21 protein-coding genes are annotated in these 24620 nt (G+C 74.5%); 13 read left to right on the top strand and 8 right to left on the bottom strand.

The window, feature by feature from the left end; all coding sequences use genetic code 11:
* Nucleotides 1-8: 8 nt before the first annotated feature.
* Genes ABD254_RS05895 through ABD254_RS05885 form a run of 3 tightly spaced genes read right to left on the bottom strand, consistent with a single transcriptional unit; the run spans nucleotide 9 to nucleotide 3303 of the window.
* Entirely contained in the window at nucleotides 9-815 is an 807-nt protein-coding gene (locus ABD254_RS05895) for a LutC/YkgG family protein (protein ID WP_344246558.1), read from the bottom strand.
* A complete protein-coding gene (locus tag ABD254_RS05890; protein ID WP_344246556.1) occupies nucleotides 812-2446 on the bottom strand; it encodes a LutB/LldF family L-lactate oxidation iron-sulfur protein in 1635 nt (544 codons plus the stop codon). Before ABD254_RS05890 ends, ABD254_RS05895 begins: the two co-directional genes overlap by 4 nt.
* Nucleotides 2443-3303 (bottom strand): (Fe-S)-binding protein, encoded by an 861-nt coding sequence (locus tag ABD254_RS05885; protein ID WP_344246554.1) that lies wholly within the window; start codon nucleotides 3301-3303, stop codon nucleotides 2443-2445. The genes ABD254_RS05890 and ABD254_RS05885 overlap by 4 nt, the downstream gene beginning before the upstream one ends.
* Nucleotides 3304-3460: 157 nt before the next feature.
* Between ABD254_RS05885 and ABD254_RS05880 the strand changes: the two genes are divergently transcribed.
* From ABD254_RS05880 to ABD254_RS05865, 4 genes are all read left to right on the top strand, one after another.
* Nucleotides 3461-4183, top strand: coding sequence for a FadR/GntR family transcriptional regulator (locus tag ABD254_RS05880; RefSeq protein ID WP_344246552.1), 723 nt, complete (start codon nucleotides 3461-3463; stop codon nucleotides 4181-4183).
* A gap of 104 nt (nucleotides 4184-4287) precedes the next feature.
* Nucleotides 4288-4995 (top strand): SprT-like domain-containing protein, encoded by a 708-nt coding sequence (locus ABD254_RS05875; RefSeq protein ID WP_344246550.1) that lies wholly within the window; start codon nucleotides 4288-4290, stop codon nucleotides 4993-4995.
* A gap of 90 nt (nucleotides 4996-5085) precedes the next feature.
* Nucleotides 5086-6135, top strand: a complete 1050-nt coding sequence (locus tag ABD254_RS05870) for a beta-ketoacyl-ACP synthase III (protein ID WP_344246548.1) — start codon at nucleotides 5086-5088, stop codon at nucleotides 6133-6135.
* 157 nt (nucleotides 6136-6292) lie between these two features.
* Complete coding sequence (locus tag ABD254_RS05865) at nucleotides 6293-7660, top strand: Gfo/Idh/MocA family oxidoreductase (RefSeq protein ID WP_344246546.1); 1368 nt, start codon at nucleotides 6293-6295, stop codon at nucleotides 7658-7660.
* A gap of 87 nt (nucleotides 7661-7747) precedes the next feature.
* On the opposite strand, the gene ABD254_RS05860 is transcribed toward ABD254_RS05865, so the two are convergent.
* From ABD254_RS05860 to ABD254_RS05850, 3 genes are all read right to left on the bottom strand, one after another.
* Nucleotides 7748-9157 (bottom strand): pectate lyase family protein, encoded by a 1410-nt coding sequence (locus ABD254_RS05860; protein WP_344246544.1) that lies wholly within the window; start codon nucleotides 9155-9157, stop codon nucleotides 7748-7750.
* Nucleotides 9158-9283: 126 nt separating this feature from the next.
* On the bottom strand, nucleotides 9284-10477 hold the full coding sequence (locus tag ABD254_RS05855; RefSeq protein WP_344246542.1) for a Gfo/Idh/MocA family protein: 1194 nt from the start codon (nucleotides 10475-10477) through the stop codon (nucleotides 9284-9286).
* Nucleotides 10478-10518: 41 nt separating this feature from the next.
* Nucleotides 10519-12480, bottom strand: a complete 1962-nt coding sequence (locus ABD254_RS05850) for a DUF6807 family protein (RefSeq protein ID WP_344246540.1) — start codon at nucleotides 12478-12480, stop codon at nucleotides 10519-10521.
* Nucleotides 12481-12654: 174 nt separating this feature from the next.
* On the opposite strand from ABD254_RS05850, the gene ABD254_RS05845 reads away from it, so the two are divergent.
* The 4 genes from ABD254_RS05845 (at nucleotide 12655) to ABD254_RS05830 (ending at nucleotide 16837) form a co-directional block, all read left to right on the top strand.
* Nucleotides 12655-13578, top strand: a complete 924-nt coding sequence (locus ABD254_RS05845) for a carbohydrate ABC transporter permease (RefSeq protein WP_344246538.1) — start codon at nucleotides 12655-12657, stop codon at nucleotides 13576-13578.
* Nucleotides 13571-14533 (top strand): carbohydrate ABC transporter permease, encoded by a 963-nt coding sequence (locus tag ABD254_RS05840; protein WP_344246536.1) that lies wholly within the window; start codon nucleotides 13571-13573, stop codon nucleotides 14531-14533. Before ABD254_RS05845 ends, ABD254_RS05840 begins: the two co-directional genes overlap by 8 nt.
* A 76-nt stretch (nucleotides 14534-14609) precedes the next feature.
* On the top strand, nucleotides 14610-15938 hold the full coding sequence (locus ABD254_RS05835) for an ABC transporter substrate-binding protein (RefSeq protein ID WP_344246534.1): 1329 nt from the start codon (nucleotides 14610-14612) through the stop codon (nucleotides 15936-15938).
* A gap of 167 nt (nucleotides 15939-16105) precedes the next feature.
* Nucleotides 16106-16837 (top strand): SDR family oxidoreductase, encoded by a 732-nt coding sequence (locus ABD254_RS05830; protein WP_344246532.1) that lies wholly within the window; start codon nucleotides 16106-16108, stop codon nucleotides 16835-16837.
* A 44-nt stretch (nucleotides 16838-16881) separates the two neighbouring features.
* On the opposite strand, the gene ABD254_RS05825 is transcribed toward ABD254_RS05830, so the two are convergent.
* Entirely contained in the window at nucleotides 16882-18327 is a 1446-nt protein-coding gene (locus ABD254_RS05825; protein ID WP_344246530.1) for a glycoside hydrolase family 5 protein, read from the bottom strand.
* Between the two features lie 141 nt (nucleotides 18328-18468).
* Between ABD254_RS05825 and ABD254_RS05820 the strand changes: the two genes are divergently transcribed.
* Entirely contained in the window at nucleotides 18469-18978 is a 510-nt protein-coding gene (locus tag ABD254_RS05820; protein ID WP_344246528.1) for a hypothetical protein, read from the top strand.
* Nucleotides 18979-18990: 12 nt separating this feature from the next.
* On the opposite strand, the gene ABD254_RS05815 is transcribed toward ABD254_RS05820, so the two are convergent.
* The gene (locus ABD254_RS05815) at nucleotides 18991-19509 is read right to left on the bottom strand and encodes a MarR family winged helix-turn-helix transcriptional regulator (protein ID WP_344246526.1); all 519 of its coding nucleotides are present in this window, start codon (nucleotides 19507-19509) and stop codon (nucleotides 18991-18993) included.
* Between the two features lie 112 nt (nucleotides 19510-19621).
* On the opposite strand from ABD254_RS05815, the gene ABD254_RS05810 reads away from it, so the two are divergent.
* The 4 genes from ABD254_RS05810 to ABD254_RS05795 all read left to right on the top strand — a co-directional run bounded on the left by ABD254_RS05810 (nucleotide 19622) and on the right by ABD254_RS05795 (nucleotide 24587).
* Nucleotides 19622-21910, top strand: coding sequence for an LLM class flavin-dependent oxidoreductase (locus ABD254_RS05810; RefSeq protein ID WP_344246524.1), 2289 nt, complete (start codon nucleotides 19622-19624; stop codon nucleotides 21908-21910).
* Nucleotides 21911-22004: 94 nt separating this feature from the next.
* Entirely contained in the window at nucleotides 22005-23066 is a 1062-nt protein-coding gene (locus ABD254_RS05805) for an aldo/keto reductase (protein WP_344246522.1), read from the top strand.
* A gap of 13 nt (nucleotides 23067-23079) precedes the next feature.
* Nucleotides 23080-23949, top strand: coding sequence for a PfkB family carbohydrate kinase (locus ABD254_RS05800; protein WP_344246520.1), 870 nt, complete (start codon nucleotides 23080-23082; stop codon nucleotides 23947-23949).
* A complete protein-coding gene (locus ABD254_RS05795) occupies nucleotides 23946-24587 on the top strand; it encodes a nucleoside/nucleotide kinase family protein (protein ID WP_344246518.1) in 642 nt (213 codons plus the stop codon). Before ABD254_RS05800 ends, ABD254_RS05795 begins: the two co-directional genes overlap by 4 nt.
* Nucleotides 24588-24620: the final 33 nt, after the last annotated feature.

Here is a 24620-nt window from a genome sequence, read left to right as displayed (position 1 = left end):
CGCAGTCATCACGGCCCGGGAGCAGGCGAGACGAGCAGCACGTGCAGGGTGCGGGGCCCGTGCACGCCCTCGACGCGGTCGAGCTCGATGTCCGACGTCGCGCTGGGGCCGGAGATCCAGGTGAGCGGCCGCTCGGGGTGGGCGCCGAGCAGGCGCACCGCCTCGGGGACCGTCGGCACCACCTGGTCGGCCCGCACGACGCACAGGTGCACGTCGGGCACCAGCGAGACGGCGCGACGACCCTGGTCGGGCTCGCCGTCGAGCACGATCGTCCCGGTCTCGGAGATCGCGACTCGCGCGGCGGTGACGACGGCGTCCGTGGCGTCCAGCTCGGCCGCGGCCAGTGGGTCCTCGCGCGAGTCGCGCACGACGTCCGTGCCCGCGGGCAGCGCCGCCAGCCACGCGTCGTCGAGCCCCGCCGGAGCCACGACCCGAACCGCCCGCGACCTGTCAGGCCCAGGAGCATGAATGCCTGCTCGTGGCTGCCCTGACTGCTCGGGGGCCGGAGAGCTGTCAGGTTCAGGACCGTCAGCACCTGCGTGGGGTCCGGACAGCTCGGCGAGGAGGGCGGCGATCGTGGCGGGCAGCGACGCGCCGGTGACCCGGTGCACGTGCGCCTTGTAGTCGACGAGCCGGTCGACGAGCTGCTCCAGCACCTCCGGCGACCCGGGCGCGTGCTCGCCCGAGGCGCGGTAGCCGCGCGGCACGACGACGGGCGCGGGCGCCGTCCCGACCTTGCCCGCCGCCGTCGTCCCCGCGCCGGCCTGCCCCAGCGCCGCGCGCACCCGGTTCAGCACGTCGTCGCGCGCGCTCATCGCTCGTCTCCTGGGGTCCCGGCGGGCGGGGTCTCGACAGGCTCGGCCGGCGGGTGCGGCGGCGTCTCGTGCTCGGCCGACCACCACTGCCGGAAGGTCTGCGCAGGCGGCGCGGGCAGGTCCCGCGACCGCGTCCACCCGGACGCCGGCGGCGGCGCGACGGAGATCGCGTGGTCCCGACCGCCGAGGCCGCGCCCGAGCGTGGCGGCGCGCCCGGCGAGCGCGAACCGGTCGCCGTCGGCCATCACCCACGCCGCCGCCTTCATGGCCGCCTTCCACGGGTCGACGGAGCGGGAGGACCGGTCGGCGTCGACCTCGCGGGCGCGCAGGTCGACGAGGATCGACGGGATGTCGATCTTCACCGGGCACACGTCGTAGCAGGCGCCGCACAGCGTGGAGGCGTAGGGGAGCGACGCGTTCGGGTCGCCGTGCCCGGAGACCCCGCCCGACGACGCCGTGAGCTGCGGCGTGAGGATCGCGCCGATCGGTCCGGGGTACACGGAGCCGTACGCGTGCCCGCCCACCCGCTCGTACACCGGGCACACGTTGAGGCACGCCGAGCAGCGGATGCAGTGCAGCGCGCTGCGCCCGACCTCGTCCGCGAGCACGTCGGTGCGGCCGTTGTCGAGCAGCACGAGGTGGAACTCCTGCGGGCCGTCGCCGGGCGTCACGCCCGTCCACAGCGACGTGTACGGGTTCATCCGCTCGCCCGTGGAGGACCGGGGGAGCAGCTGCAGGAAGACCTCGAGGTCGTCGAACGTCGGCACGAGCTTCTCGATGCCCATCACCGTCACGAGCGTCTCGGGCAGGGTGAGACACATCCGCCCGTTGCCCTCGGACTCGACGACGGCCAGCGTCCCGGTGTCGGCGACGGCGAAGTTCGCGCCGCTGACCGCGACCTTGGCCGACAAGAACTTGCGGCGCAGGTGCGCCCGGGCCGCCATCGCCAGCTCGCGCGGCACGTCGGACAGGTCGGGCGGCGCGTCGCCCATCCGCGCGAGGAAGATGTCGCGGATCTCGGTCCGGTTGCGGTGGATCGCGGGGACCAGGATGTGCGACGGCATGTCGTCGGCGAGCTGCACGATGAGCTCGGCCAGGTCCGTCTCGACGGCGGCGATGCCCTCGTCGGCCAGGGCCTCGTTCAGCCCGATCTCCTGGGTGGCCATCGACTTGACCTTGACCACCTCGTCGGCGCCCTTCGCCTTCGCGATGTCGGCCACGATGCGGTTGGCCTCGCCCGCGTCGCGGGCCCAGTGCACGACGCCGCCGCGCGCGGTGACGTTCTCCTCGAGCCGGACGAGCAGCTCGGGCAGGCTCGCCATGACCTGCTCCTTGACGGCGGACCCGGCGTCGCGCAGCGCCTCCCAGTCCGGCACCTCGCCGACGACGGCCGCCCGCTTGGCGCGGATCACCTGCGTGGCGTGGCCGAGGTTGCGGCGGAGCTGGTCGTTCTTCAGGGTCTGGCGCGCGGCGGCAGGGAAGGCGTCGCCCCAGCGCAGCGGCTCCTGGGGGTGGGGGACCGGGCCGAACGGGTCGTCGGCGCCTCCGGCGACCGTGCCGGTGCCGCCGCCGGTCCCGGTCGCCGTCGCGCCGGAGCGGCGGCGGGTCGGCAGGCCGAGGAACGTGCTCATCGGGCGGCCCCCGTCGTCGTGCGGTCGTGGGAGCGGTCGTCGGCGCGGTCGTCGGTCCGGCCGGAGGCGCGGGACGGCCGCGTGAACGTCGTGGAGGGCAGGGGCGTGGGCTCGTCGCGGGTGGACGCGAGGACCTCCGCGAGGTGCAGGGCCCGCACCCCGGCGTCCTGCCGGGAGAGGCCGCCGCCGATGTGCATGAGGCACGACATGTCGCCGGCCGTGAGCACCTCGGCCTCCGTGGCCCGGACGTTCGCCGTCTTGTCGGCGAGCATCGCCGCGGAGGTGTCGGCGTTCTTCAGCGCGAAGGTGCCGCCGAACCCGCAGCAGGACTCCGCCCCCGGCAGCTCCACCAGGTCGATGTCCTCGACCGCGCGCAGCAGCCGCAGCGGCTTGTCGCCGACGTGCAGCATCCGCAGGGAGTGGCACGTCGGGTGATAGGTGACGCGGTGCGGGAACCAGGCGCCGACGTCGGTGAGGCCCAGCACGTCGACGAGCAGCTCGCTCAGCTCGTACGTCTTCGCGGACACGGCCTCGGCGGTCGCGGCCAGGTCGTCGAGGCCGGCCCGGCGGCAGACCATCGCCTGCTGGTGGCGCACCGAGCCGGTGCACGACCCGGACGGCATGACGACGGCGTCCCACTCGCCGTCGGCCACGGGGGCGAAGGTCTCCACGTGGTTGCGGATCACGGGCACCGCCTCGCGGAAGTAGCCGGTGTTCACGTGCATCTGCCCGCAGCAGGCCTGGCCGGCGGGGAAGACGACCTCGTGGCCGAGCCGCTCGAGCAGCCGGGTCGTGGCGCGCGGCGCGCCCGGGAACAGGGTGTCGGCGAGACACGTGGCGGCGAGGGCGATGCGCATGCGACTCCTTCGTCCGGGGAGCTGAGCGGCTCCGCCCAGCATGACCGGGGCCGATCCGGGCCGCCACGGCTGGCGTCCGGGCGGTGTGGTCGGACCACGGTCGGCCACTGTACACGCATGGTCAGGCCACATCGCCCCCGGCGGCTACGCTGGGGGCGTGCGCACCCACGAACGCGTCCTGGCCCACCTCGAGGACGGCATCGCCGCCGGCCGCTGGGGCCTGGGCGAACGGCTCCCCGCGGAGCGCCAGCTCGCCGAGGACCTCGGGGTGTCCCGCCCGTCGGTGCGCGAGGCCATGCGGATCCTCGAGGCGCTCGGAATCGTGCGCAGCGGGGTGGGGTCCGGACCGGAGGCCGGCGCGATCGTCGTCGACCGCCCGGCGGCAGGCCTCGGCGCCGCCGTGCGCCTGCACGTCGCGACCGGCACGCTCCCGGTGCGCGACGTCGTCGCCACCCGCGTGCTCCTGGAGTCGTGGGCCGTGGCACAGGCGGCAGAGCGGGTGCGGGCGCGCGCCCCCGGCGCCGCGGACCGGGTCGGCGAGGCGCGCCGCCTGCTCGGCGAGATGGAGGCCGACGACGTGACCTCGGAGCGGTTCCTCGAGCTCGACCAGGCGTTCCACCTCGAGCTCGTACGGCTCGCGGGGAACGTGCTCGTCGAGGCCGTGATGACCGGGCTGCGGGGCGCCGTCGGCGGCTACGTCGCGTCGGGGATCGAGCGGCTGCCCTCGTGGCCGCGCACCGCGGCGCGGCTGCGCACCGAGCACCGGGGGGTGCTCGACGCCGTCGCCGCCGGCGACGGCGACGCCGCGGCGAGCGCCGTGCGCGCGCACATCGAGGGCTTCTCCCGCGAGGCGGGGGTCTCGACCACCCGCGGGCACTGAGTCCTCTTGCCCTTCGTGGCCCCTGTGGACGGCCCGCGGCCGGGTGTCGGCGCCGCGCGCTAGCGTCCTGCCCCTGGTCGTGGCCGATCGAGGGGAGGCGTGGCATGGACCTGGACGCCGTGGCGAGGCTCGCGCGCGGGCTGATGGACGATCACGGCCTGGGCGCGTGGACGTTCCGGTTCGACCGGGCACGGCGGCGGGCGGGGCTGTGCCGGTACGACCGGCGCGAGATCAGCCTGTCGGCGCCGCTGATGGCGCTCTACGACGAGGCGGACGTGCGGGAGGTCGTGCTGCACGAGATCGCGCACGGGCTGGTGGGGGCCCGGCACGGGCACGACGAGGCCTGGCGGGCGACGGCGCGGATCCTCGGTGCCAGCGGGCGCCGGGTCGTGCGCGAGGAGAGCCCCCAGGTCGAGGGCGACTGGGTCGGGCGCTGCCCGGTCGGCCACACCGTGACGCGGTTCCGGCGGCCGCAGCGGCCGCAGGGCTGCGCGCGCTGCTCGCCGTTGTTCGACCGCCGGTTCGTGCTGACGTGGACGTTCAAGGGCCAGTCCGTCCCCGAGCTCGGCGGCCCGGAAGAGGGCGTGCCCGACGGCGTGGGGGGTCGGGGCGAGGGCGGCCGGGCCGGGACCCCCGGCCGGGCATTGGTCGACCCGGCCTCGGCGCGGCCGGGCGAACGGCTTCGGGTCACCGCGCCGGGCCGCTACGAGGGCGTGGTCGGAAAGCTGGTCAAGCGCGGGCGCACGCGGTTCCACCTGCGGGTCGGGGGTTCCGTGCTCACCGTGCCCTTCGGCCTCGTCGAGCGCCCGTGACCACGGTCCGGCACGGGCGCGCGAGCCGGGTCCCCGGGGCGTTCCGGACCGTCGTCCCGGCCCGTGCGGGTCGATGGGATGATCGCTGTCATGAGTGAGTCCTCCGCCCCCGCCGCCCTGACGCTGCCGACAGGTGCTGCCGGCTCCCGGATCGTCGGGCTGGGGCATCACCAGCCCGAGAAGGTCATGACCAACGACGACATCGCGCGGCTCGTCGAGACCAATGACGAGTGGATCCGTTCGCGCACGGGCATCGTCACCCGGCACGTCGCGGCCGACGACGTCACGGTCGCGGACATGGCGACGGCGGCCGCACGGCACGCCCTCGACGACGCCGGGGTCGCGGGCACGGACGTCGACCTCGTGGTGGTCGCGACGGCGACGGCGGTCGACCGGTCGCCGAACACCGCCGGCCGCGTGGCCTACGCGCTGCGCACGGGGTTCCAGCCCGGCGCGAGCACGCCGGAGGGCGAGGACGAGCCCGACCTGCGCAACGTCGTCGGCCCCGCCGTCATCGACCTCAACACCGCGTGCTCGGGGTTCGCGTATGCCATGGGCGTGGCCGACCAGGCGATCCGCGCCGGCTCGGCACGCACCGCCGTCGTGATCGGGGCGGAGAAGCTCACCGCCGTGACCGACTGGACGGACCGCAGCACCTGCATCCTCACCGCCGACGGCGCCGGGGCGGTGGTGCTCCAGGCCGCCGACGCCCCCGCCGTCGGGCCCGTGGTGTGGGGCTCGGAGCCGGAGCTGACGCCCGCCGTCCGCATCGAGGCGCCCCTCGACAAGTTCGCGCAGGACGGGCGCGCCGTCTTCAAGTGGGCGATCACGCGCGCCGCCGACCGCGCCCGCCGCGTGGTCGACGCCGCCGGGCTGACGCTCGACGACATCGGCGTGCTCGTCGCGCACCAGGCCAACCTGCGCATCATCGAGCCGCTCGCCAAGGGCCTGGGGCTGGAGGACCGCGTGGTCGTCACCGACATCACCGAGTCCGGGAACACGTCAGCCGCGTCCATCCCGCTGGGCCTGTCGAAGTGGTGGCACGACGGCAGGATCCCCGCCGGGACGCCGGCGCTGCTCTTCGGCTTCGGCGGCGGGTTCACCTGGGCCGGGCAGGTCGTCCTCACCCCGTCGCGGTAGTCCGGTCGCCGCCGAGGTGCGGGGCTGGACCAGGACCTTCTCAGACGTCGAACCACCTCGGCGAACGCCGAGCTCCGTCGAGAGGCGGGCCTCGGGGTAGGCTGTGGGAAACCGCTTCCCCGACGTTGCCGTCGAGCGACACGCAAGGAGATCGACGATGCCCTCCACCGCCTCCGGCGCGCCCGGCCGCACCCGTACGCGCTACCTCGTCGCCGGCGCCGGCCACCGCGCCGGCATGTACGTGGACGCGCTCGTCACCGACCACGCCGACGACGGCGAGATCGTCGCGTGGGTCGAGCCCAACCCGGTGCGCGCCGCCGTGCACGAGGCGAAGGTGGCGGCCGCCGTCGGCGGCGAGCGCCCGGTCTACCACCCGGAGCACCTCGAGAAGGCGATCGACCAGCAGCGGGTGGACCGCGTCATCGTCACGTCCGTGGACAACACGCACGCCGACCTCGTCTCCCGCTCCCTGCGTGCCGGCGTCGACGTCGTCGTCGAGAAGCCGATCGCCGCCACCGAGGCGGAGGCGCGGCAGATCGCCGACGCCGTCGCCGAGACCGGCCGCGACGTCACGATGACGTTCAACTACCGCTACTCGCCGCGGAACTCGGCCCTGCGCGAGGTCGTCGCCTCCGGCGAGATCGGGCGGGTGCTGTCGGTGCACTTCGACTGGGCCCTCGACACCGTGCACGGCGCCGACTACTTCCGCCGCTGGCACCGCGAGAAGACCAACAACGGCGGCCTGCTCGTGCACAAGTCCAGCCACCACTTCGACCTGGTCAACTGGTGGATCGGCGCCGCACCGCAGCGCGTGTTCGCCAGCGGCGGCCGCCGCTTCTACGGCGACGACGCCGGGCACGCGGGCGGCTACGTGCCGACGGCGGGGGAGCGTGCCCTCACCGACCAGGGCGTCGACCCCTGGAGCATCGACGTCGACGCCGACCCGTACCTGTCCGAGCTCTACGGCCCGGAGGCGCGAGCGGTGGACGGCTACGCCCGCGACCGCAGCGTCTTCGACCCGGGCATCACCACGGAGGACACGCTCGGCCTCGTCGTCGAGTACGCCGGCGGCCCGGTGCTCACGTACTCGCTGGTGGCCAGCGCGCCGTGGGAGGGCTACCGCGTCGTCGTCAACGGCACGCGCGGGCGGGCCGAGCTGGAGGTCACCGAGCGCGGCTCCGTCGTCTTCGGCGCCGGCGGCAAGGCGGTGCTCGACCCCAGCTTCACCGAGGCGTTCGGCGAGGACGAGGTGCGCCCGAACGGCGAGCGGCTCGTCGTGCAGAAGCACTGGGAGCGGGCCGAGGAGCGTCCCATCACGGCCGTCGGTCCCGGCGGCCACGGCGGCGGCGACGCCCTGCTGCTCGCCGACGTCTTCCGCGGCCGCGCCGAGGCCGACCCGCTCGGTCGCGCGGCCGGCTTCCGCGACGGGCTGCTCGCGTCGGGCATCGGGTACGCCGGCAACAGGTCGCTGGCCACCGGCGACCCGGTGCGCCTCGCCGACCTGGGCCTCGGCATCGACCTCTGAGCCCCTCCCCGCGAGATCGAGGTACCCGCTGCGAGATCGACCTACCGCAGGTCGATCTCGCGCCGGGTACCTCGATCTCGCGGTTCGTCAGCGGGGGAGGGCCGAGCGGAGCACCCCAGCGCCGGCCCCGGCGTCGACGACGGCGGGCACGGCCCAGGTGGGCAACAGGCGGTAGCGGTAGTGGTCGGAAGGCGACCAGCGGGCCTCGTCCGCGAGCGGCGTGGTCGCCGTGGCGTTGAAGGCGCCGACGACGTCGACCCGGCGGCCGTTCACCAGCGTGCCCGTCTCGCTGAGCATCGCGCCGCCGTAGGCACCCACCACGCGCGCGGGGTCGACGCCGCGCGCGAGGCGCACCGCGTTGTTCTCCACGACCAGGCTCGACTCCTTGCCCGCGCCCCAGAGGTACTGGAACCCCGCGTCGGTCGTCTGCTCGTAGGAGTTGTCGTAGACGTGCACGTCGCCGAACCGCACGCGCGGCGCCCGCTGGCCGATGTCCTGCCAGTGGTTGTGGTGGATCGTCACGCGGTGCTGCCCCCGGTCCTGCGTCCGCGAGTCGGACGAGCCGATGATCATCGTCTTGTCGTGCGCCTCGAAGCGGTTCCACGACACGGTGACGAGGTCGCCGCCGTGGGTGACGTCGAGCAGGCCGTCGTGCACCTCGAACGTGTTCCCGAAGACGGTGGGCAGCGACGACGCCGGGTGGTCGCCGTCGTCGAAGGTGTTGTGGTCGATCCACACCCTCGTCGAGGTCCACACGGACAGGTTGTCGTAGGCGGAGTTCCAGGCGCCGTCGTCCCCGTCGGTCGGGTCCCACTGCGGGAAGCAGTCGTACCCGTCGGAGAGGGTCAGGTTGCGCACGATCACGTTGTGCGAGTCGCGGATCCGCAGGTTCGCGCCCACGACCCGGGCGTCGTCGCCCACGCCGACGATGGTCACGTTCGAGCCGACGTGCACCTGGGTCTGCGCGGCCTGGGCGGTGGCCGCCGCGGCGCGCGCGTCCTCGAGCGGTCCGGACGGCTCCTCGGTCCCCCACACCGCGGGGTCGTACGCCGCGACGTAGTCGTCCATGGAGAACGGCCGGCCCGTTCCCTCGACGGTCACCTGGTCGGCGAAGTCCTGGCACTCCAGCGCCTCGCCGTCGGTGCCGGCGAACGCGTCGAGGGTGCCGCGCACGTAGACGATGCGCGGGACGTCGTTGCCGCGCCCGTCGTCCGAGTCGGCGCCGGGCCTGCCGCCGAGGGCGTCGCGCAGCTCGGCCCAGGTGTCGACGACGTGCACCTGGTCGGCGGCGGCCCCGGCCCCGCCGGTGACGGGCCCGGCCTGTCGCACCACGCCCTCCGGCGCGGTGGTCGTGGCGACGGACGCCCACCCGTCGGCCCCCGGGTCGACGACCTGCCGTCCCAGGTCGGTGCGCGTCGGGCGGTCGTGGCCGTGCTGGTGCCCGTGGGCCGCGGCGTGCGCGGCCCCGGCGGTGACGAGCAGGGCGGCGACCGCCACCCCGGCCGCGGTGCGTGATCCGTGTCGTGCGGCGTGTCGTGCTCCATGGCGCATGGTGCGAAACCCCTTCGTTCCGGCGTTGCGACGACGGCCGACGGCGGTGTCGGCCGAGGAGTGGGGGCCGGCTCAGCCGGCCCAGGGCGCCCCGAGCTCGGCGAACGTGCGCTGCGTGCGGGCGACGTCGGCGCACCAGCGGGCGACGTCGCGCACGACCGGGCGGCGCTCGTCGCCCTCGCCCGCCCACTCGACGTGCTCGGGGGCGATCGGGCGCGGGTCGGCGCCGGTGCGCACGGCCTCGAGCACCCGCATGAACGCCCCGGTGTCGCGGACGTCGCACAGCAGGGACCGGCTGTCGTCGGCGCGGGCGGCGAGCAGGTCGTCCAGCAGCGACGTGCGCCCGTACGTCTTGTCCATCTGGGCGGCGTCGGTGCGCAGCAGCAGCCGGTCGTGCCCGTACTCGTAGGCGAGCTCGCCACGGGTGCCGTGCACCACGACGCGCGCCGGGGTGTGCTCGGGCGCGCACAGCGTCAGGCCGAACCCGTAGCGGTGGCCGGCGGTGTCCTGCACGCGCACCGCGGAGGTGTCGTCGGCCTCGATCGGGTTCGCGCGATACAGGTCGGTGTCGACCCACGCGACGTCCGCCGCCGTGGTGGCCCCGCCGAGGCGCAGCGCCGTCGCGACGGCGTGCGCGAGGGGGTTGGTCACGACGCCGTCGACGACGTCGCGGCCGTCCATCCGGCGCCTTCCCGCCCAGGGCGCGCGCGCCCAGTAGGCGGCCGTGCGCACCCAGGTGCCGACGGCGCCGAGCGCGACCACGTCGCCGATCTCCCCGCGTGCCAGCAGGTCGGCGGCCGCGGCGACGGCGTGCGACCCGAAGGTCTGGAAGCCCACCTGGCAGCGCCGGCCGGTGCGCTCGGCCACGGCGACGAGCTCGGTGTGCTCGGCGAGGGACGCCGTCGTCGGCTTCTCCAGCAGCACGTCGAGGCCGGCCTCCATCGCCGCCCGCGCCAGGGGCAGGTGGGTGGGGATCGGCGTGCTCAGCACCACGACGTCCACCGGGGTGGCCGACGAGGACAGCAGGTCGCCGAGCGTGGGGAACCAGGGCGCGCCGGTGCCGTGCGCGTCGTGCCCGGCGGCCGGCTCGCGGGGGTCGACGACGGCCGCGAGCCGCGCGCTCCCCGCACGCTGCAGCTCCAGCACGCGGCGCACGTGCGACGCGCCGTGGCCGTGCAGCCCGACGACGGCGATCCGGGCGGCCGTCCCGTTGCCGGGCCGGGCGGGGCGCGGGCCGGGGAGGGTGTCGCTGGGCGGGGGCGTCATCGTCGTCCTCTCGGTGGGTGCGTCGGCACGGGGGAGGGCCGTCAGCGCAGGCCGGTGGCGAGCGCGGCGGCCTCGTCGAGGTCGAGGGCGCGGTCCACCAGGGCGGCCACGATCCCGGTCTCGACGGTGCCGCCCGCCGGGACCCGCAGCGGCGTGTCCCACGCGAGCGACGGACCGGCGCCCGGGTACTCGGCGGCGCGCAGGAACCAGTGCCGCGCGGGCGAGGTCTGCGCGAGCAGCAGCGTCGTCGTGCGGTCCTCGTCGTACGGGTCGTGATGCCGCTGGACGAAGGCGACCCACGGCGACGTGCTGCCGTGCGCGAGCTCTTCCCCCTCGCCGGCGGCGGAGAGCACCCGCGTGTCCTGGGCGACGGGGGCGCGCCAGAAGATCCCGCCGTACCCGGCGCCGGGACGACCGTTCGTCGCGGGGGAGCGGATCTCGAGCGGGCCGTGCGACGCGTGCAGGGTGGAGCGCCACTCGAGCGCCCAGCCGTCGTCCCCCAGGAGCCGCGCGCCGAGCCGGCGCCGCTCCTCGAGCTGCGGCCGGCCGTGCTCGTCGCTCCAGAGCACGGTGTCCAGGAGCAGGTGGGGCTCGGCCGGGTCGACGCCGGCCCCCGTGCTGACCTGGCGCCCGTGGTTGGGCAGCAGGGTGGGTCCGACGTCGGCGACGAACGTGCGCCCGCCCCAGTGGCTGGTGCCGTTGACGTCGGGCACCGCGACGCCGACGCCGTAGTGGTGCCGGTGGTCGACCGGCTCGGCGTCCGTCAGGGGCACTCCGGCGAGCGTGTGCACCGGGTGCAGGTACGGGCGCGGCGAGTGGATCGCGGGCAGCCGGTCACCGCCGGAGTACCTGGCCAGCGGGACCCGGTCGCGCGAGTGCCGGAGCACGATCTCCCGCGGCTCGACCGACCAGGCGGGGCCCGGCGCGGCGTCGTCGTCGGCCGCCTCGGCCGGGGGCGAGGGCTCGACGACGGCGGCCCGGGCGACCGTGCGCGGGACGATCCCGGTGCTCGACCGGGCCTCGAGCCTCGCGGTGAAACGGGTGACGCTGGCCGGGTGGGCGTCGTCGTCGATGACGGCGTGCAGCTCGCGCCACGCCTGCCGGCCCAGCTCCGCCTGGGGGACCGCGACCGTCGTGAGGGCCGGCGTGGCGTAGCGGGCGAGGTCGATGTCGTCGAAGCCGGCGACGGAGATGTCGCCGGGGACCGCGACCCCCGCCTCGTTCAGCGCGGCCAGCAGGCCGAACGCCACGAGGTCGTTGAACGCGACGACGGCGGTGGCGCGGCTCGCGAGCACCTCGCGCGCAGCCGCGTGCCCGGAGGCGAGGTCCGCGCCGACGGCGATCTCCACGACCTCGAGGTCCGCGAGGCGCTCGCGCGCGGTCGCGAGCCCGGTGCGGCGCGCGGCGTCGGTGGCGGCGGCGCGCGGTCCCGCGAGGTACGCGAGCCGGCGGTGGCCGAGCCCGACCAGGTGCTCGACGACGCGCACCGTGGCGTCGGCGTAGTCGACGACCAGGCTCGGCGTGCCGCGATGGTCCACCTCGCGGTTGATCACGACGGAGGGCGTGACGTCGGGCAGGAGCGCGTCGAGCGCGGCACCCGGCATGCGCGGCGAAACCAGGATGAGGGCGTCGCACCGCATGCGCGCCTCGCGGGCGATCGCGGCCTCCTCGGACGGGTCCTCGGCGGCGTCGGCGACGAGCACCCGGTAGCCGTCGCCGGCGGCCGCCGCCGTGACGCCGCGCAGGATCTGCTGGAAGACCGGGTTGCCGAGGTCGGGCACGACGAGGGCGACCGTCGTGGTGCGCCCCAGGGACAGGCTCCGGGCGACGGTGCTCGGCCGGTAGTTCAGCTCGATCGCCGCCTCCTGCACGCGGGCCGCGATGGTCGGGTCGACCGTGCTGCGTCCGTTCATCACGCGGGAGACGGTGGCGCGGGACACTCCCGCGGCCGTGGCGACGTCGGCGATGGTGACCGCCGGCCGCCGGAGGTTCACGTCGGTCATCTGCGCCTCCTCAGGGCTCACTCGCTGACCGTACACCATGGGAAACCGGTTGCTCGTGTGGTACGTTCCCGTGAAGCAACCGGTTTCCGGGCAGCTCGCCCGGGACCGTCGATCGAAGGAGATCCGGAGGCCGGCGATGACGCCCACCAGCACGCAGCTCACCGAGGAGCTGCCATGGCGGTGATCCAGGAGGTCGCGCGCACCCGCGGCGCGAGCAAGGAACGACGCAAGGGCGACGGGAAGGCCGCGGCGGTCTTCCTCGCGCCGTGGTTCGTGGGGCTCGTGCTGATCACGGCGTTCCCGCTGGTGACGTCGCTGTACCTGTCGTTCACCGACTACAGCCTGCTGCGGGCCCCGTCGTGGATCGGCATCGAGAACTACACGGCGATGTTCTCCGACCCGCGGTTCTTCCAGGCACTCAAGGTCACGTTCACGTACGTGCTCGTGTCCGTCCCGCTGCAGCTCGCGGCCGCGCTCGCGCTGGCGCTCGTCCTGGACAAGGGGATCCGGGGGCTGGCCTTCTACCGCTCGATCTACTACCTGCCGTCGCTGCTCGGGGCGAGCGTCGCCATCGCCATCCTCTGGCGGCAGGTCTTCGGCGCGGACGGCCTGGTCAACCAGGTGCTCGGCTTCTTCGGGATCGAGGGGCAGGGCTGGGTCTCGCACCCGGACTACGCGCTCGGCACGCTGATCGTCCTCAACGTCTGGACCTTCGGCGCCCCCATGGTCATCTTCCTGGCGGGGCTGCGGCAGATCCCGACGATGTACTACGAGGCCGCGTCGATCGACGGCGCCGGCAGGGTGCGGCAGTTCCGCAACATCACCGTGCCGCTGCTGACGCCGATCATCTTCTTCAACCTCGTGCTGCAGCTCATCGGCGCGTTCCAGACGTTCACGCAGGCGTTCATCGTCTCGGGCGGCACGGGCGGTCCCGTCGACTCGACGCTCTTCTACACGCTCTATCTCTACGAGAAGGGCTTCGGCTCGTTCCAGATGGGGTACGCCTCGGCCATGGCCTGGTTCCTGCTCCTCATCGTCGCGGGCATGACCGCCGTCAACTTCGTCGCCTCCAAGTACTGGGTCTTCTACGATGACTGACACCCCCGTGCGCCCCGACGCACCTGCCGACGCCGCTAGGGCCGAGTCCGGCCCGAGCCGCACGCCCGCGAGCCTCAGCGAGGTCGCGGCGTCCTACCCCGACCGCCCGCCGCGCCGCCGTCCCGTGGGGCCGCGCGTGCGCCGCCTGCTCAAGCACGTGGGGCTGGTGGCCTTCGGCCTCGTCATGCTCTACCCGCTGCTGTGGATGCTGGCGAGCTCGTTCAAGCCGACCGCGCTGATCTTCCGCGAGCCCGGCCTCATCCCGACCGAGTGGGACTTCAGCAACTACACCGAGGGCTGGAACGCCCTGCTCGACCCGTTCTCCCACTACCTGCTGAACTCGGCGATCGTCGTGCTCGGCTCGGTGCTGGGCAACCTCGTGTCGTGCTCGATGGCGGCCTACGCGTTCGCCCGGCTGAAGTTCCGCGGCCGCAACCTGTGGTTCGCGGTCATGCTCATGTCGATCATGCTGCCGATCCACGTGATCATCGTGCCGCAGTACATCCTGTTCTCGTCGCTGTCGTGGATCAACACGTTCCTGCCGCTCATCGTGCCGAAGCTGCTGGCCACGGACGCGTTCTTCATCTTCCTCATGGTCCAGTTCTTCCGCGGCATCCCGAAGGAGCTGGACGAGGCGGCCCGCCTCGACGGGTGCGGGCACGGCCGGATCTTCCTGCGGATCATGCTGCCGCTCTCGCTCCCGGCGCTCGCCACCACGGCGATCTTCACGTTCATCTGGACCTGGAACGACTTCTTCAGCCAGCTGATCTTCCTCACCAAGCCCGACATGTACACCGTGCCGATCGCCCTGCGCACCTTCGTGGACGCCACGAGCAACAGCTCGTGGGGCCCGCTTTTCGCGATGTCGATCGTCTCCCTGATCCCGGTGTTCCTCGTGTTCCTGTTCGGCCAGAAGTACCTCGTGAAGGGGATCGCCACGACCGGTATCAAGTAGCACCACCGCGCCCCGACGGCGGGGCCGGAGCAGATGACAACGACGACGTCTCACCCGTGCACACCGAAGGAGAATCATGCGAGTCACAGCCACCCGGCGGACCCGACGCCACGGCGTCGCGCTCGTCGCACTCACCGCGGCCGGGGCCCTCGCCCTGACGGCCTGCTCCGGCGACTCCGGGGCCATGCCGTCCGACGAGGGCGGCGGGGACGACGGGAACGTCGAGATCCGCTTCGCCTGGTGGGGGTCGGACGACCGCCACCAGACCACCCAGGAGATCATCGACCTCTTCGAGGACAAGAACCCGGGGATCACCGTCACCCCGGACTTCACGGACTGGGACGGCTACTGGGACAAGCTCGCGACGGCCACGGCCGCCGGGGACACGCCCGACGTCATGACCCAGGAGGAGCGGTACCTCTCGGAGTACGCCAGCCAGGGCATCATCGCCGACCTGGCCGAGCTCGGGGTGGACACCGCCGACATCCCGGAGGAGACCCTCGCCACGGGCACCATCGACGACGCGCTCTACGGCGTCGCCACCGGCGTCAACGCCTACGCCCTCGTCGCCGACCCGCAGATCTTCGCCGACGCCGGCGTCGAGATGCCCGACGACACCACCTGGACGTGGGAGGACTACGTCGAGATCGCCGGCCAGGTCGCCGAGGGCGCGGGCGACGGCGTCTGGGGCGCGCAGGACTACGGCTTCAACGAGGCGGGCCTGGCCGTGCTGGCGCGGCAGAAGGGCGAGACCCTCTACACCGAGGACGGCGGGCTGGGGGTGTCGAAGGAGACCGTCGCGGAGTTCTTCCAGGTCTCCCTCGATCTCATGGCCAATGGCGGCCAGCCGGACGCGTCGCGCTCGGTCGAGTACCAGAACGCCGGCCCGGAGGGCTCGCTGCTCGGCACCAACTCCGGCGCCATGGGCGTGTGGTGGTCCAACCAGCTGGGCGCATTGTCCGACGCCTCCGGCCACGAGCTCGAGCTGCTGCGCCTGCCGGGGGAGTCCCAGTTCGAGCGCACGGGCATGTACTTCAAGCCCGCGATGTACTACTCGATCTCGGCGACCACGGAGCACCCGGAGGAGTCGGCGAAGTTCGTCGACTTCCTGCTCAACGACCCCGAGGTGGCGGCGCTCCAGCTCACCGACCGCGGGCTGCCGTCCAACACGACGGTGCGCGAGTCGGTGCTGGGCGACCTCACCGCTGCCGACCAGAAGGTGGCCGACTTCATGGCCGACCTCGAGGACGAGGTCGTCGACAACCCGCCCGTCCCGCCGCAGGGGTCGAGCGACATGCAGGACATCATGATCCGCATCAACACCCAGGTGCTCTTCGAGGAGATCACGCCTGAGGAGGCCGCGGACCTGTTCCTCAAGGACGTCGGCGCCGCCATCTCCGGCTGACACGACTCAGCCGCCGCGCGCCGCCCCGCCGACCGACGGGGCGGCGCGCTGCCGTCCAGAGGCTTCATGCCGTGTCCGATTCCCGCCAGCGCCGGGGCGTCGTGCGGTGCTGGGATGAGCGTGCGACCTCGCACCGGGGCGCGCTTCGCTCCCCGAGAGGACACCCCATGAAGATCGCACTCGTCACCGGAGCCAACCGCGGGATCGGGCTCGCCACCGCACGTCGGCTGGCCCGCGACGGCGCGCACGTCGTCGTCGCGTCCCGGGACGCCGCGGCCGGCCGCGAGGCCGCTGCCGCGCTGGTCGACGAAGGCCTCTCCGCGAGCAGCGTCGCGATGGACGTCACCGATCCGCGCCAGGTCCGTGCGGCGGCGACCCTGGTCGCCGAGCAGCATGGGCACCTCGACGTGTTGGTCAACAACGCCGGGGTGCTGCCGGAGGCGTCGGCGGACCCCGCCGAGGCGGTGGACGTCGAGCTGTTCCGCACGACGTTCGACACCAACGTCCTCGGCCCGGTGGGCGTCACCGAGGCGTTCCTGCCGCTGCTGCGCCGGAGCCCGGCCGGGCGGATCGTCAACGTCACCACGCGGATGGGGTCGCTGGCCGACCAGCTCGACCCGGCCTCGCCGTACTACGCGATGGTGCTGCCCGCCTACCAGTCGTCCAAGGCGGCGCTCAACTCGGTCACGGTCGCGCTGTCGAAGGCCCTCGCCGACACCCCGATCAAGGTCACGTCGGTGTGCCCGGGATTCGTGCAGACGGACCTGACGCCGGCCAACCGAGACCAGGCGCCGCTCACGCCGCAGGACGCGGCCGAGGTGATCCACCGCGCGGCGACGCTGCCCGACTCGGCTCCGTCGGGGACCTTCGTCGACGCCGCGGGCACCGTGCCCTGGTGATCGCGACGCCCTGGTGATCGCGACGACGGGCCCGCCCGGGAGGCTCAGGCGGGGCGGATCGTCACCGTCGTCGCCCCCGCGTCGATCGTGAAGGTCAGGACGCGGGTGGCGGGATCCCACGCGACGACGCGCCCGCCGTCGACGGCGCCGCCGTCGGGGAAGGCTTTCGCCGGGAGGTACGCCTCGCTGGCTGCCCCGGCCCCGACCCCGGCGCCGTCGTCATCGGCGCCGGGGCGGCCCGTGCCGAGCCGGATCACCAGCTCGTCGTCGGCGACCTGCCAGCTGCGCAGGTCGCCGGCGACGGCTCGCGGGTAGGGCCGGTCGACGACTCCGAGCAGGTTGCGGGGCCGCCCGTCCGACTCGTACGGGCCCCAGGGGCCGGGGTCGCTCGACCAGTACACGACGCCCATGCCCGCGGCGTCGGCCGTCCGGTAGACGAGGTCCACGTACTCCAGCGCCCCGGGCTTCGTGGTGTCGAGCCCGAACTCGCCGAGGATCACCGGCACGTCGCCGAGCGCCCGGGCGGTGCGGGCGGTGTTCGCCGCCCACGCGTCCACGGTGCCCTCGACGAGCCCCCGGCTGGTGCCGCTGAAGCCCTCGCCGAGGTCCATCGGCAGCGGGTACAGGTGCGGGCAGAACGCGATGCGCGGCTCGCCGTCGCGCGGGTCGTCGACCGGGCGCAGCCCGCTGGGCAGGCCCCAGTTGAAGCCCATGGCCTGCGGCTCCAGGCAGGCCCACGTGTCGGGGTCGACCTCCCGGATCGCGTCCACGGTGCGCCGGTACAGCTCCGTGAGCGGGCCGGCCTCGAACGCGGGGCCCTGCACGGTGCCGCCGTACGGCTCGTTCATGAGGTCGTACGCGACGACCGCCTCGGAGCCCGCGAACCGCTGCGCGACCGCGCGCCACGCCCCGGCGTAGTGCTCCATGAGCTCGGGATGCTCGCCCGTGGTGTTCCAGAAGTGGTCGAACGCGCGGATGACGCCCGGCTCGAGGTAGTACAGCTCCCACATGTCGTGGTCGCGCACCGGGAGGCCGTCGAGGTACGTCGCCCACGCGGGCGCCCCGTTCCCCGCGTCTCCCGACGGCGTGATGGCGCCGCTCCACAGGTCCTGGTGCATGTCGAGCATCACGTGGTACCCGCGCTCGGCGTACCAGTCGACGCGCTCGGCGACGTCGTCGAGGTAGGCCTGGTCGTAGGTCCCCGGGCTCGGCTCGACCTTGCGCCAGGAGATGAGGAACCGCACGAAGCCCGTGCCCGTGTCGGCGTGCTCGCGGTCCAGGTCCGCCTCGCTGAAGTCGGGCATGCCGTCGGGTGCCGACTTCGAGCTGGACGCCGTGTTGAAGCCGCCCGCGACCAGCGCCCGGCCGTCGTCGTCCCGGACGAACGCGCCGGTCGCGGCGGGGGCCGGTTCGCGGAGCGCGGCGGCGACCCCGCCTCCGACGACGAGCGCCGCAAGACCTGCGGCTATGGCGACGCGCGCTGGGAACACCGGACGTCCTCTCTGACGGTTGCCGCGGAGGCTAGCATCGCGTCCGTGCCGACGATGACACCCCCCGCGGCGTCGCCGCGTCCGTCCGGACCTGCCGCGACACCCCACGGCCCGGCCCCGCGCCCGAGGGCCGGACGCCGCGTGGCGGCGACGACGCTCGGCGGCATCCTCGCGGCGTCGGTCGTGGCGGGGATCTGGCCGGTCACCGGGACCGCGACCACCTGGTTCCCGGTGCTCGCCGTCCCTCCGGCGCTCGGGCTGCCGTCGTTGCTGCCGCCGCTGCGGCTCACCCCGCTGGGCGAGACGACGTGGGCGTTCTGGGCCGCGGACACCGCCGGGGCCGTGGTGATGCTCGCGGTCGCGGTCGTCCAGCTGCGCCACGTGACGTCGCGCCGCCCGCAGCCGGGGCCGGGGAGGGCGTTCAGCCGCGGGCTGTGGACGACGGTGCTGGCGGTGGTCGGGGGGAACCTCGTGCGCAGCGTCTTCCTCAGCGTCGTCACGCACGCGGGGCTCGGCACGTACGCCGGCGCGGTCGTCGGAGGGGCCGTCGTCTCCGCGCTGACGGGGGCGCTGATCGGCGTCGTCGTCGGCCTGGCCGCCGCGGTGGCCGCCGCGACCGGGTCGCGAAGGCCGGCGCGAACCCGGGCCTGACGCCGTCCCGGGTCAGGGGGCGGGGTCCACGACCCGGGCGACGACGGCGCAGCGGTCGTCGCCGGGCGCGGCGCGGTCGGCCGCGCGCGCCAGCAGGTGGCGCAGGGCGTCCCGCTCGGCGGTCGTGAGTCCGTCGAGCAGCGCGTCCTCGGCGGTGCGGACCCGGGCGTCCAGCTCGGCGAGAACGACGCGGCCGTGGTCCGTCGGCACGATCCGGCGGGCGCGCCGGTCGGCGGGGTCCTGCTGTCGCTCGATCAGCCCGCACCCGGCGAGCTCGTCGAGGAGGTAGGTCATCACGGTGCGGTCGATGCCCAGCCGCGCGGCGAGCGCGGCCTGGGTGGGCGGGGCGTCGTGGGTGACGGCGGCGAGCACCTCGTAGCCGCGCCCGCCGTGCGGCACGTCGGCGCACGCGGCCGCCACGTGCGCGCTCCACTCCCGCAGGAGGGCGGCGAGCGACCAGCCCAGCGGGGAGGGCGCGGCGCTCGTCGGCTCGGTCGCGGGTGCCGTGGCGTCCTCGGTCGTCGTGCTCATCTCGCCATCGTAGGGGAATGTGCGGCTTGTCAGAAGAGTTGGCGCTGATATCGTCTGCAGGACAGACGATCTCCTGCCGACGGCGGGGGCGGCATCCCGCGAAAGGTCCCGCATGACGGACTACGGCCATGACCTGGCCTTCGGCACGTTCATCACGCCCACCCACCGCGATCCGCAGGCGCCGGTGCGCCTCGCCCAGGTCACGGAGGCGGCCGGCCTGGACCTGGTGACGTTCCAGGACCACCCGTACCAGCCGGCGTTCCTCGACACCTGGACGCTGCTGTCGTGGGTGGCCGCGCAGACCGAGCGCGTCACCGTCGCGGGCAACGTGCTCAACCTGCCGCTGCGGCCGCCGGCGGTGCTGGCCCGCGCGGCCGCCTCGCTCGACCTGCTCTCCGGCGGTCGGTTCGCCCTCGGCCTGGGCGCCGGCGGGTTCTGGGACCCGATCGTCGCGATGGGCGGCACCCGTCTGACCCCGGGCGAGTCCGTCGACGCGCTCGACGAGGCGCTCGACGTGATCCGCGGCATCTGGGACGGACGGGAACGGCGGGCGCTGCGGGTCGACGGCGAGCACCATCGCGTGGCGGGCGCCAAGCGCGGCCCCGAGCCCGCCCACGACGTCCCGATCTGGCTCGGGGCGCTCAAGCCGCGCATGCTGCGGCTGATCGCGCGCAAGGCGGACGGCTGGCTCCCCTCGATGGCGTACCTCAAGGACGGCGACCTGCAGCGCGGGCACGCGATCATCGACGAGGCGGCCGCCGCGGCGGGCCGGCACCCGGCCGAGATCCGGCGGCTGCTCAACGTGCAGGGGGCGCTCGCGGCGCAGCCGCAGGGCTTCCTGCAGGGGCCCGTCGAGCAGTGGGTCGAGGAGCTGACCGGCCTGGCGCTCACCGACGGGATCGGCACGTTCATCCTGGCCGGCGACGACCCGCGCCTCATCCAGACCTACGGCGAGGAGATCGCGCCCGCGGTCCGCGAGGCTGTGGCCCGCGAACGCGCGTCGGCCGGCACCACCCCGGCGGCGACGCAGCGCGGGGCGCGGGCGATCGCGCTGCGCCGCCCCGGGATCGACTATGCCGGCCTGCCCGCCGCCCTCGCGGCGACCGCCGTCGAGCCCGGCGACCGCGCGTACGACGCCGTCCGGCACAACTACCTGCGCTCCGGCGCGCCGGGGCTGGTGCTGCGCCCGCGCGACGCCGAGCAGGTGGCCGAGGCCGTCCGGTTCGCCCGGAGCCAGGACGTGCCGCTCGGCGTGCGCTCGGGCGGGCACGGCATCAGCGGCCGGTCCACCAACGACGGCGGCATCGTCGTCGACCTCGGGGCGCTCGACGCGATCGAGGTCGTCGACGAGGCCTCGCGCCGCGTGCGGGTCGGCGTGGGGGCCACGTGGGGCGCGGTCGCCGAGGCGCTGTCGCCGCGGGGCTGGGCCATCAGCTCCGGCGACTCCGGCGGCGTCGGCGTCGGCGGCCTGGCCACCGCGGGCGGCGTCGGGTTCCTGGGGCGCACCTACGGGCTCACGATCGACCACGTCGTCGCGGCCGAGGTGGTCACGGCCGACGGGCGCGTCGTGCGGGCGTCGGACGACGAGCACCCCGACCTGTTCTGGGGATTGCGCGGCGCCGGCGGCAACCTCGGCGTCGTGACGTGGGTCGAGATCGAGGCGATGGAGCTCGGGAACGTCGTGTTCTCGCAGATGACGCTCGACGCGACCGACGTCGCGGGGGTGCTGGAGCGCTGGGGCGCCGTCGTCGAGTCCGCGCCGCGCGAGCTCACGAGCTTCCTCATCCTCTCGCCGGGACGGCGCGGCCGGCTCGCGGACGGCAGCGACGACCAGGGCCCCGTCGCCCAGCTCATGACCGTGTTCGCCGGCGACGACACGGACGCCGCCGTCGAGCAGCTCGAGCGGCTCGCGGCCGCGGGGCCGCTGCTCGGCCACCAGGCGTACCTGCTGCCGTACTCGGGGGTCGTGCAGGCGGGCGACAAGCACCACCAGGGCGGCGGCGACCCGGCCGTGCGGTCGGGCCTGGTGACCCGTCTCGACGCCGCGACCGCCAGGGCGTTCGAGAAGCTGGCGCTGTCCGGGGAGGCGTACTTCCTGCAGGTCCGCGCCACGGGCGGCGCGGGGAACGACGTCGAGGCGGGCGCGACGGCGTACGCGCACCGGCACCAGAGCTTCCTGCTGTCGGCGATGTCGTCGTCGCAGGCCCGGCTCGACGCCGCCTGGGACGCGATCATGGCGCCGCACGTCGACGGGCTCTATCTGTCCTTCGACACCGACACGCGGCCCGAGCGACTGGCCGACGCCTTCCCGGAGCCGACGCTCACGCGGCTGCGCGAGGTGAAGCGCGACTGGGACCCGGACAACCTGTTCCGGGCGAACTTCCCCGTACCCCCCGCCTGAGGGTGTTGTGAGCATGATCTTGGCCCGGTTTCGGAGGCGAAACCGGGCCAAAATCATGCTCACAACACGACGTGCGGTGGGGGAGGATGGGCCCATGCCTCTCGCACCTCGGTACCTGGCCGACGACGCCCGCTACGAGTCGATGACCTACCGCCGCACCGGCCGCTCGGGCCTGGACCTGCCCGCGCTGTCCCTGGGCCTGTGGCACAACTTCGGCGACGTGAACCCGTTCGAGACGCAGCGCGCCATCCTGCGCCGCGCGTTCGACCTGGGGATCACTCACTTCGACCTGGCCAACAACTACGGCCCGCCGGCTGGCTCGGCGGAGACCAACTTCGGCCGCCACCTGGCCGCGGACCTGCGCCCGTACCGCGACGAGCTCGTCATCTCGACGAAGGCCGGTTACGAGATGGGGCCCGGCCCGTACGGCGACCACGGCTCGCGCAAGTACCTGCTGTCCTCGCTCGACCAGTCCCTGACGCGCATGGGCCTCGACTACGTCGACGTCTTCTACCACCACCGGCCCGACCCGTCGACGCCGCTGGCCGAGACCATGGGCGCGCTCGCGTCCGCCGTCCAGCAGGGCAAGGCGCTGTACGTCGGGGTGTCGAACTATGCGCCGTCGCGCACCCGCGAGGCCGCCCGGATCCTCGAGGACCTGGGCGTGCCGCTGCTCATCCACCAGCCGAGCTACTCGATGTTCAACCGGCACGTCGAGATCGCCGACCGCGAGGACCCGTACGACGGGCACCAGAGCGAGTCGCTGCTCGACGCGGTCGAGGACCTCGGCGTGGGCACGATCGTGTTCTCCCCGCTGTCTCAGGGCCTGCTGACGGGGCGCTACCTCGGCGGGTCGGCCCCCGAGGGGTCGCGCGCGGCGCGCAGCGACTCGCCCTTCCTGTCGTCGTCCAACCTCACCGAGACGTACCTCGAGCGGGCGCGGCCGCTGAACGCGATCGCCGAGGGGCGCGGGCAGACGCTGGCGCAGCTCGCCCTCGCGTGGGTGCTGCGCGACGCGCGGGTCACGTCCGCGCTGATCGGCGCGTCGAGCGTGGCGCAGCTCGAGGACAACGTCGCCGCCCTGGCCGCCGGCCCGCTCACCGACGACGAGATCGCCGCCATCGAGCCGCACGCCGTCGACGGCACCGGCCGCTGACCCGGCGTCGAACATGGCCGTCTGCTGGTTCGTCGGGCTGACCACGCTCGACGTCGTGCACCGAGCCTCCGCGCGCCCCGGCCGGGACGAGAAGGCCACGGCCACACGACAGGACGTCGCGGCCGGCGGCCCGGCCGCGAACGCTGCCGTGACGGCGGCCGCGCTCGGCGAGGAAGCGGTGCTCGTCAGCGCGCTCGGCGCCGGACCGGTCGCGACGGCCGCCCGCGCCGACCTCGAGGCGCACGGCGTGCGTGTGCACGACGTCGTCCCCGCTGGCGCGGACCACGCGCTCGCGGTCTCGGCCGTGCTCGTGGACGACGCGACGGGCGAGCGGTCCGTCGTCTCGGCGGACGCCGCGCTGGGCGTCGCGCCCGCGCCGACGCCCGAAGGTCTCGCGGGCCTGCCGGCCCCCGACGTCGTGCTGCTCGACGGGCATCACGCCGAGATCGCGCGCGGGGTGCTCGCGTTCCTCGGTGCCGCCGAGCGGCGGCCGCTGGTCGTGCTCGACGCCGGCCGGTGGCGACCGGTCTTCGGCGAGCTCCTCCCGGCGGCCGACGTCGCCGCGCTGTCCGCCGCCTTCACCGTGCCCGGGCACGACGACGCGGCGGCGGGAGCGCTCGCGGGCGGGGCCCGGCGGGTCGTCGTGACGCACGGGCCCGACCCGGTGGAGTGGTTCGCCGACGGGCGCGCGGGGACCGTCGAGGTCCCCCGTGTGGAGGCGCGGGACACGCTCGGCGCGGGCGACGCGTTCCACGGCGCGCTCGCTGCCGCGCTCGCGGGCGGAGTCACGCTCGACGACGCCTGCGCCGTGGCGGCCGCCGTCGCCAGCACGCGCGTCGCGCACGTCGGGCCGCGCGCGTGGCTCGCGGAGCTGGCCCGATGAGCGCCCGTCCGACGTCGACGGCAGAGCTCGTCGCGCGGGCGTACCTGCTCGCCGACCGCGGTCGCCGCACCGTCCTCGGCATCACCGGCCCCCCGGGGGCCGGCAAGTCCACGCTCGGCTCTGCGCTGGTGGCCGCGCTCGGGCCGAGCCTCGCCGTCGAGGTCGGGATGGACGGCTTCCACCTGTCGGACGCGGTGCTCGCTGCGCACGGCAGCCGCGGCCGCAAGGGCGCGATCGACACGTTCGACGACGCCGGGTACGCGGCGCTGGTCGACCGGCTCGCCGCCGCGCGCCCGGGCGACCCGCCCGTCTACGCGCCGGTGTTCCGGCGCGAGCACGAGGAGCCGGTCGCCGCAGGGGTCGAGGTGCCCTCGGACGTGCCGCTGGTCGTGACGGAGGGGAACTACCTGCTCGCGACGTCGGGCGCGTGGCCCGCCGCCCGAGCCCGGATGGCCGAGGTCTGGTACGTCGACGTACCAGACGACGTCCGTGTGGCGCGGCTGACCGAGCGGCACCGCGTGTTCGGCAAGAGCGCGGACGACGCGCGGCGCTGGGCGCTCGGCTCGGACCAGGCGAACGCCGACCTGATCGCGACGACGCGGGGCGACGCCGACCTCGTCGTGGAGTGGACGGGCTGACGGCCGTGCCCGCCGAGTTCGAGGCCGGCGCCC

Source organism: Isoptericola hypogeus, assembly GCF_039531145.1.
In the GTDB taxonomy this organism is placed as follows: Bacteria; Actinomycetota; Actinomycetes; order Actinomycetales; family Cellulomonadaceae; genus Isoptericola; species Isoptericola hypogeus.
The sequence above is the reverse complement of the archived record's forward strand: the minus strand, read 5'-3'. Positions and strand labels throughout refer to the sequence as shown.

Excerpts from the sequence above, each read along its gene's own strand:
- ABD254_RS05890 (WP_344246556.1), bottom strand. The coding sequence starts at position 2,446 with ATGAGCACGTTCCTCGGCCTGCCGACCCGCCGCCGCTCCGGCGCGACG.
- ABD254_RS05850 (WP_344246540.1), bottom strand. The coding sequence starts at position 12,480 with ATGACCGACGTGAACCTCCGGCGGCCGGCGGTCACCATCGCCGACGTC.
- ABD254_RS05855 (WP_344246542.1), bottom strand. The coding sequence starts at position 10,477 with ATGACGCCCCCGCCCAGCGACACCCTCCCCGGCCCGCGCCCCGCCCGG.
- ABD254_RS05830 (WP_344246532.1), top strand. The coding sequence starts at position 16,106 with ATGAAGATCGCACTCGTCACCGGAGCCAACCGCGGGATCGGGCTCGCC.
- ABD254_RS05875 (WP_344246550.1), top strand. The coding sequence starts at position 4,288 with ATGGACCTGGACGCCGTGGCGAGGCTCGCGCGCGGGCTGATGGACGAT.
- ABD254_RS05885 (WP_344246554.1), bottom strand. The coding sequence starts at position 3,303 with ATGCGCATCGCCCTCGCCGCCACGTGTCTCGCCGACACCCTGTTCCCG.
- ABD254_RS05870 (WP_344246548.1), top strand. The coding sequence starts at position 5,086 with ATGAGTGAGTCCTCCGCCCCCGCCGCCCTGACGCTGCCGACAGGTGCT.
- ABD254_RS05795 (WP_344246518.1), top strand. The coding sequence starts at position 23,946 with ATGAGCGCCCGTCCGACGTCGACGGCAGAGCTCGTCGCGCGGGCGTAC.
- ABD254_RS05840 (WP_344246536.1), top strand. The coding sequence starts at position 13,571 with ATGACTGACACCCCCGTGCGCCCCGACGCACCTGCCGACGCCGCTAGG.
- ABD254_RS05895 (WP_344246558.1), bottom strand. The coding sequence starts at position 815 with ATGAGCGCGCGCGACGACGTGCTGAACCGGGTGCGCGCGGCGCTGGGG.
- ABD254_RS05815 (WP_344246526.1), bottom strand. The coding sequence starts at position 19,509 with ATGAGCACGACGACCGAGGACGCCACGGCACCCGCGACCGAGCCGACG.
- ABD254_RS05805 (WP_344246522.1), top strand. The coding sequence starts at position 22,005 with ATGCCTCTCGCACCTCGGTACCTGGCCGACGACGCCCGCTACGAGTCG.
- ABD254_RS05845 (WP_344246538.1), top strand. The coding sequence starts at position 12,655 with ATGGCGGTGATCCAGGAGGTCGCGCGCACCCGCGGCGCGAGCAAGGAA.
- ABD254_RS05810 (WP_344246524.1), top strand. The coding sequence starts at position 19,622 with ATGACGGACTACGGCCATGACCTGGCCTTCGGCACGTTCATCACGCCC.
- ABD254_RS05800 (WP_344246520.1), top strand. The coding sequence starts at position 23,080 with ATGGCCGTCTGCTGGTTCGTCGGGCTGACCACGCTCGACGTCGTGCAC.
- ABD254_RS05835 (WP_344246534.1), top strand. The coding sequence starts at position 14,610 with ATGCGAGTCACAGCCACCCGGCGGACCCGACGCCACGGCGTCGCGCTC.
- ABD254_RS05865 (WP_344246546.1), top strand. The coding sequence starts at position 6,293 with ATGCCCTCCACCGCCTCCGGCGCGCCCGGCCGCACCCGTACGCGCTAC.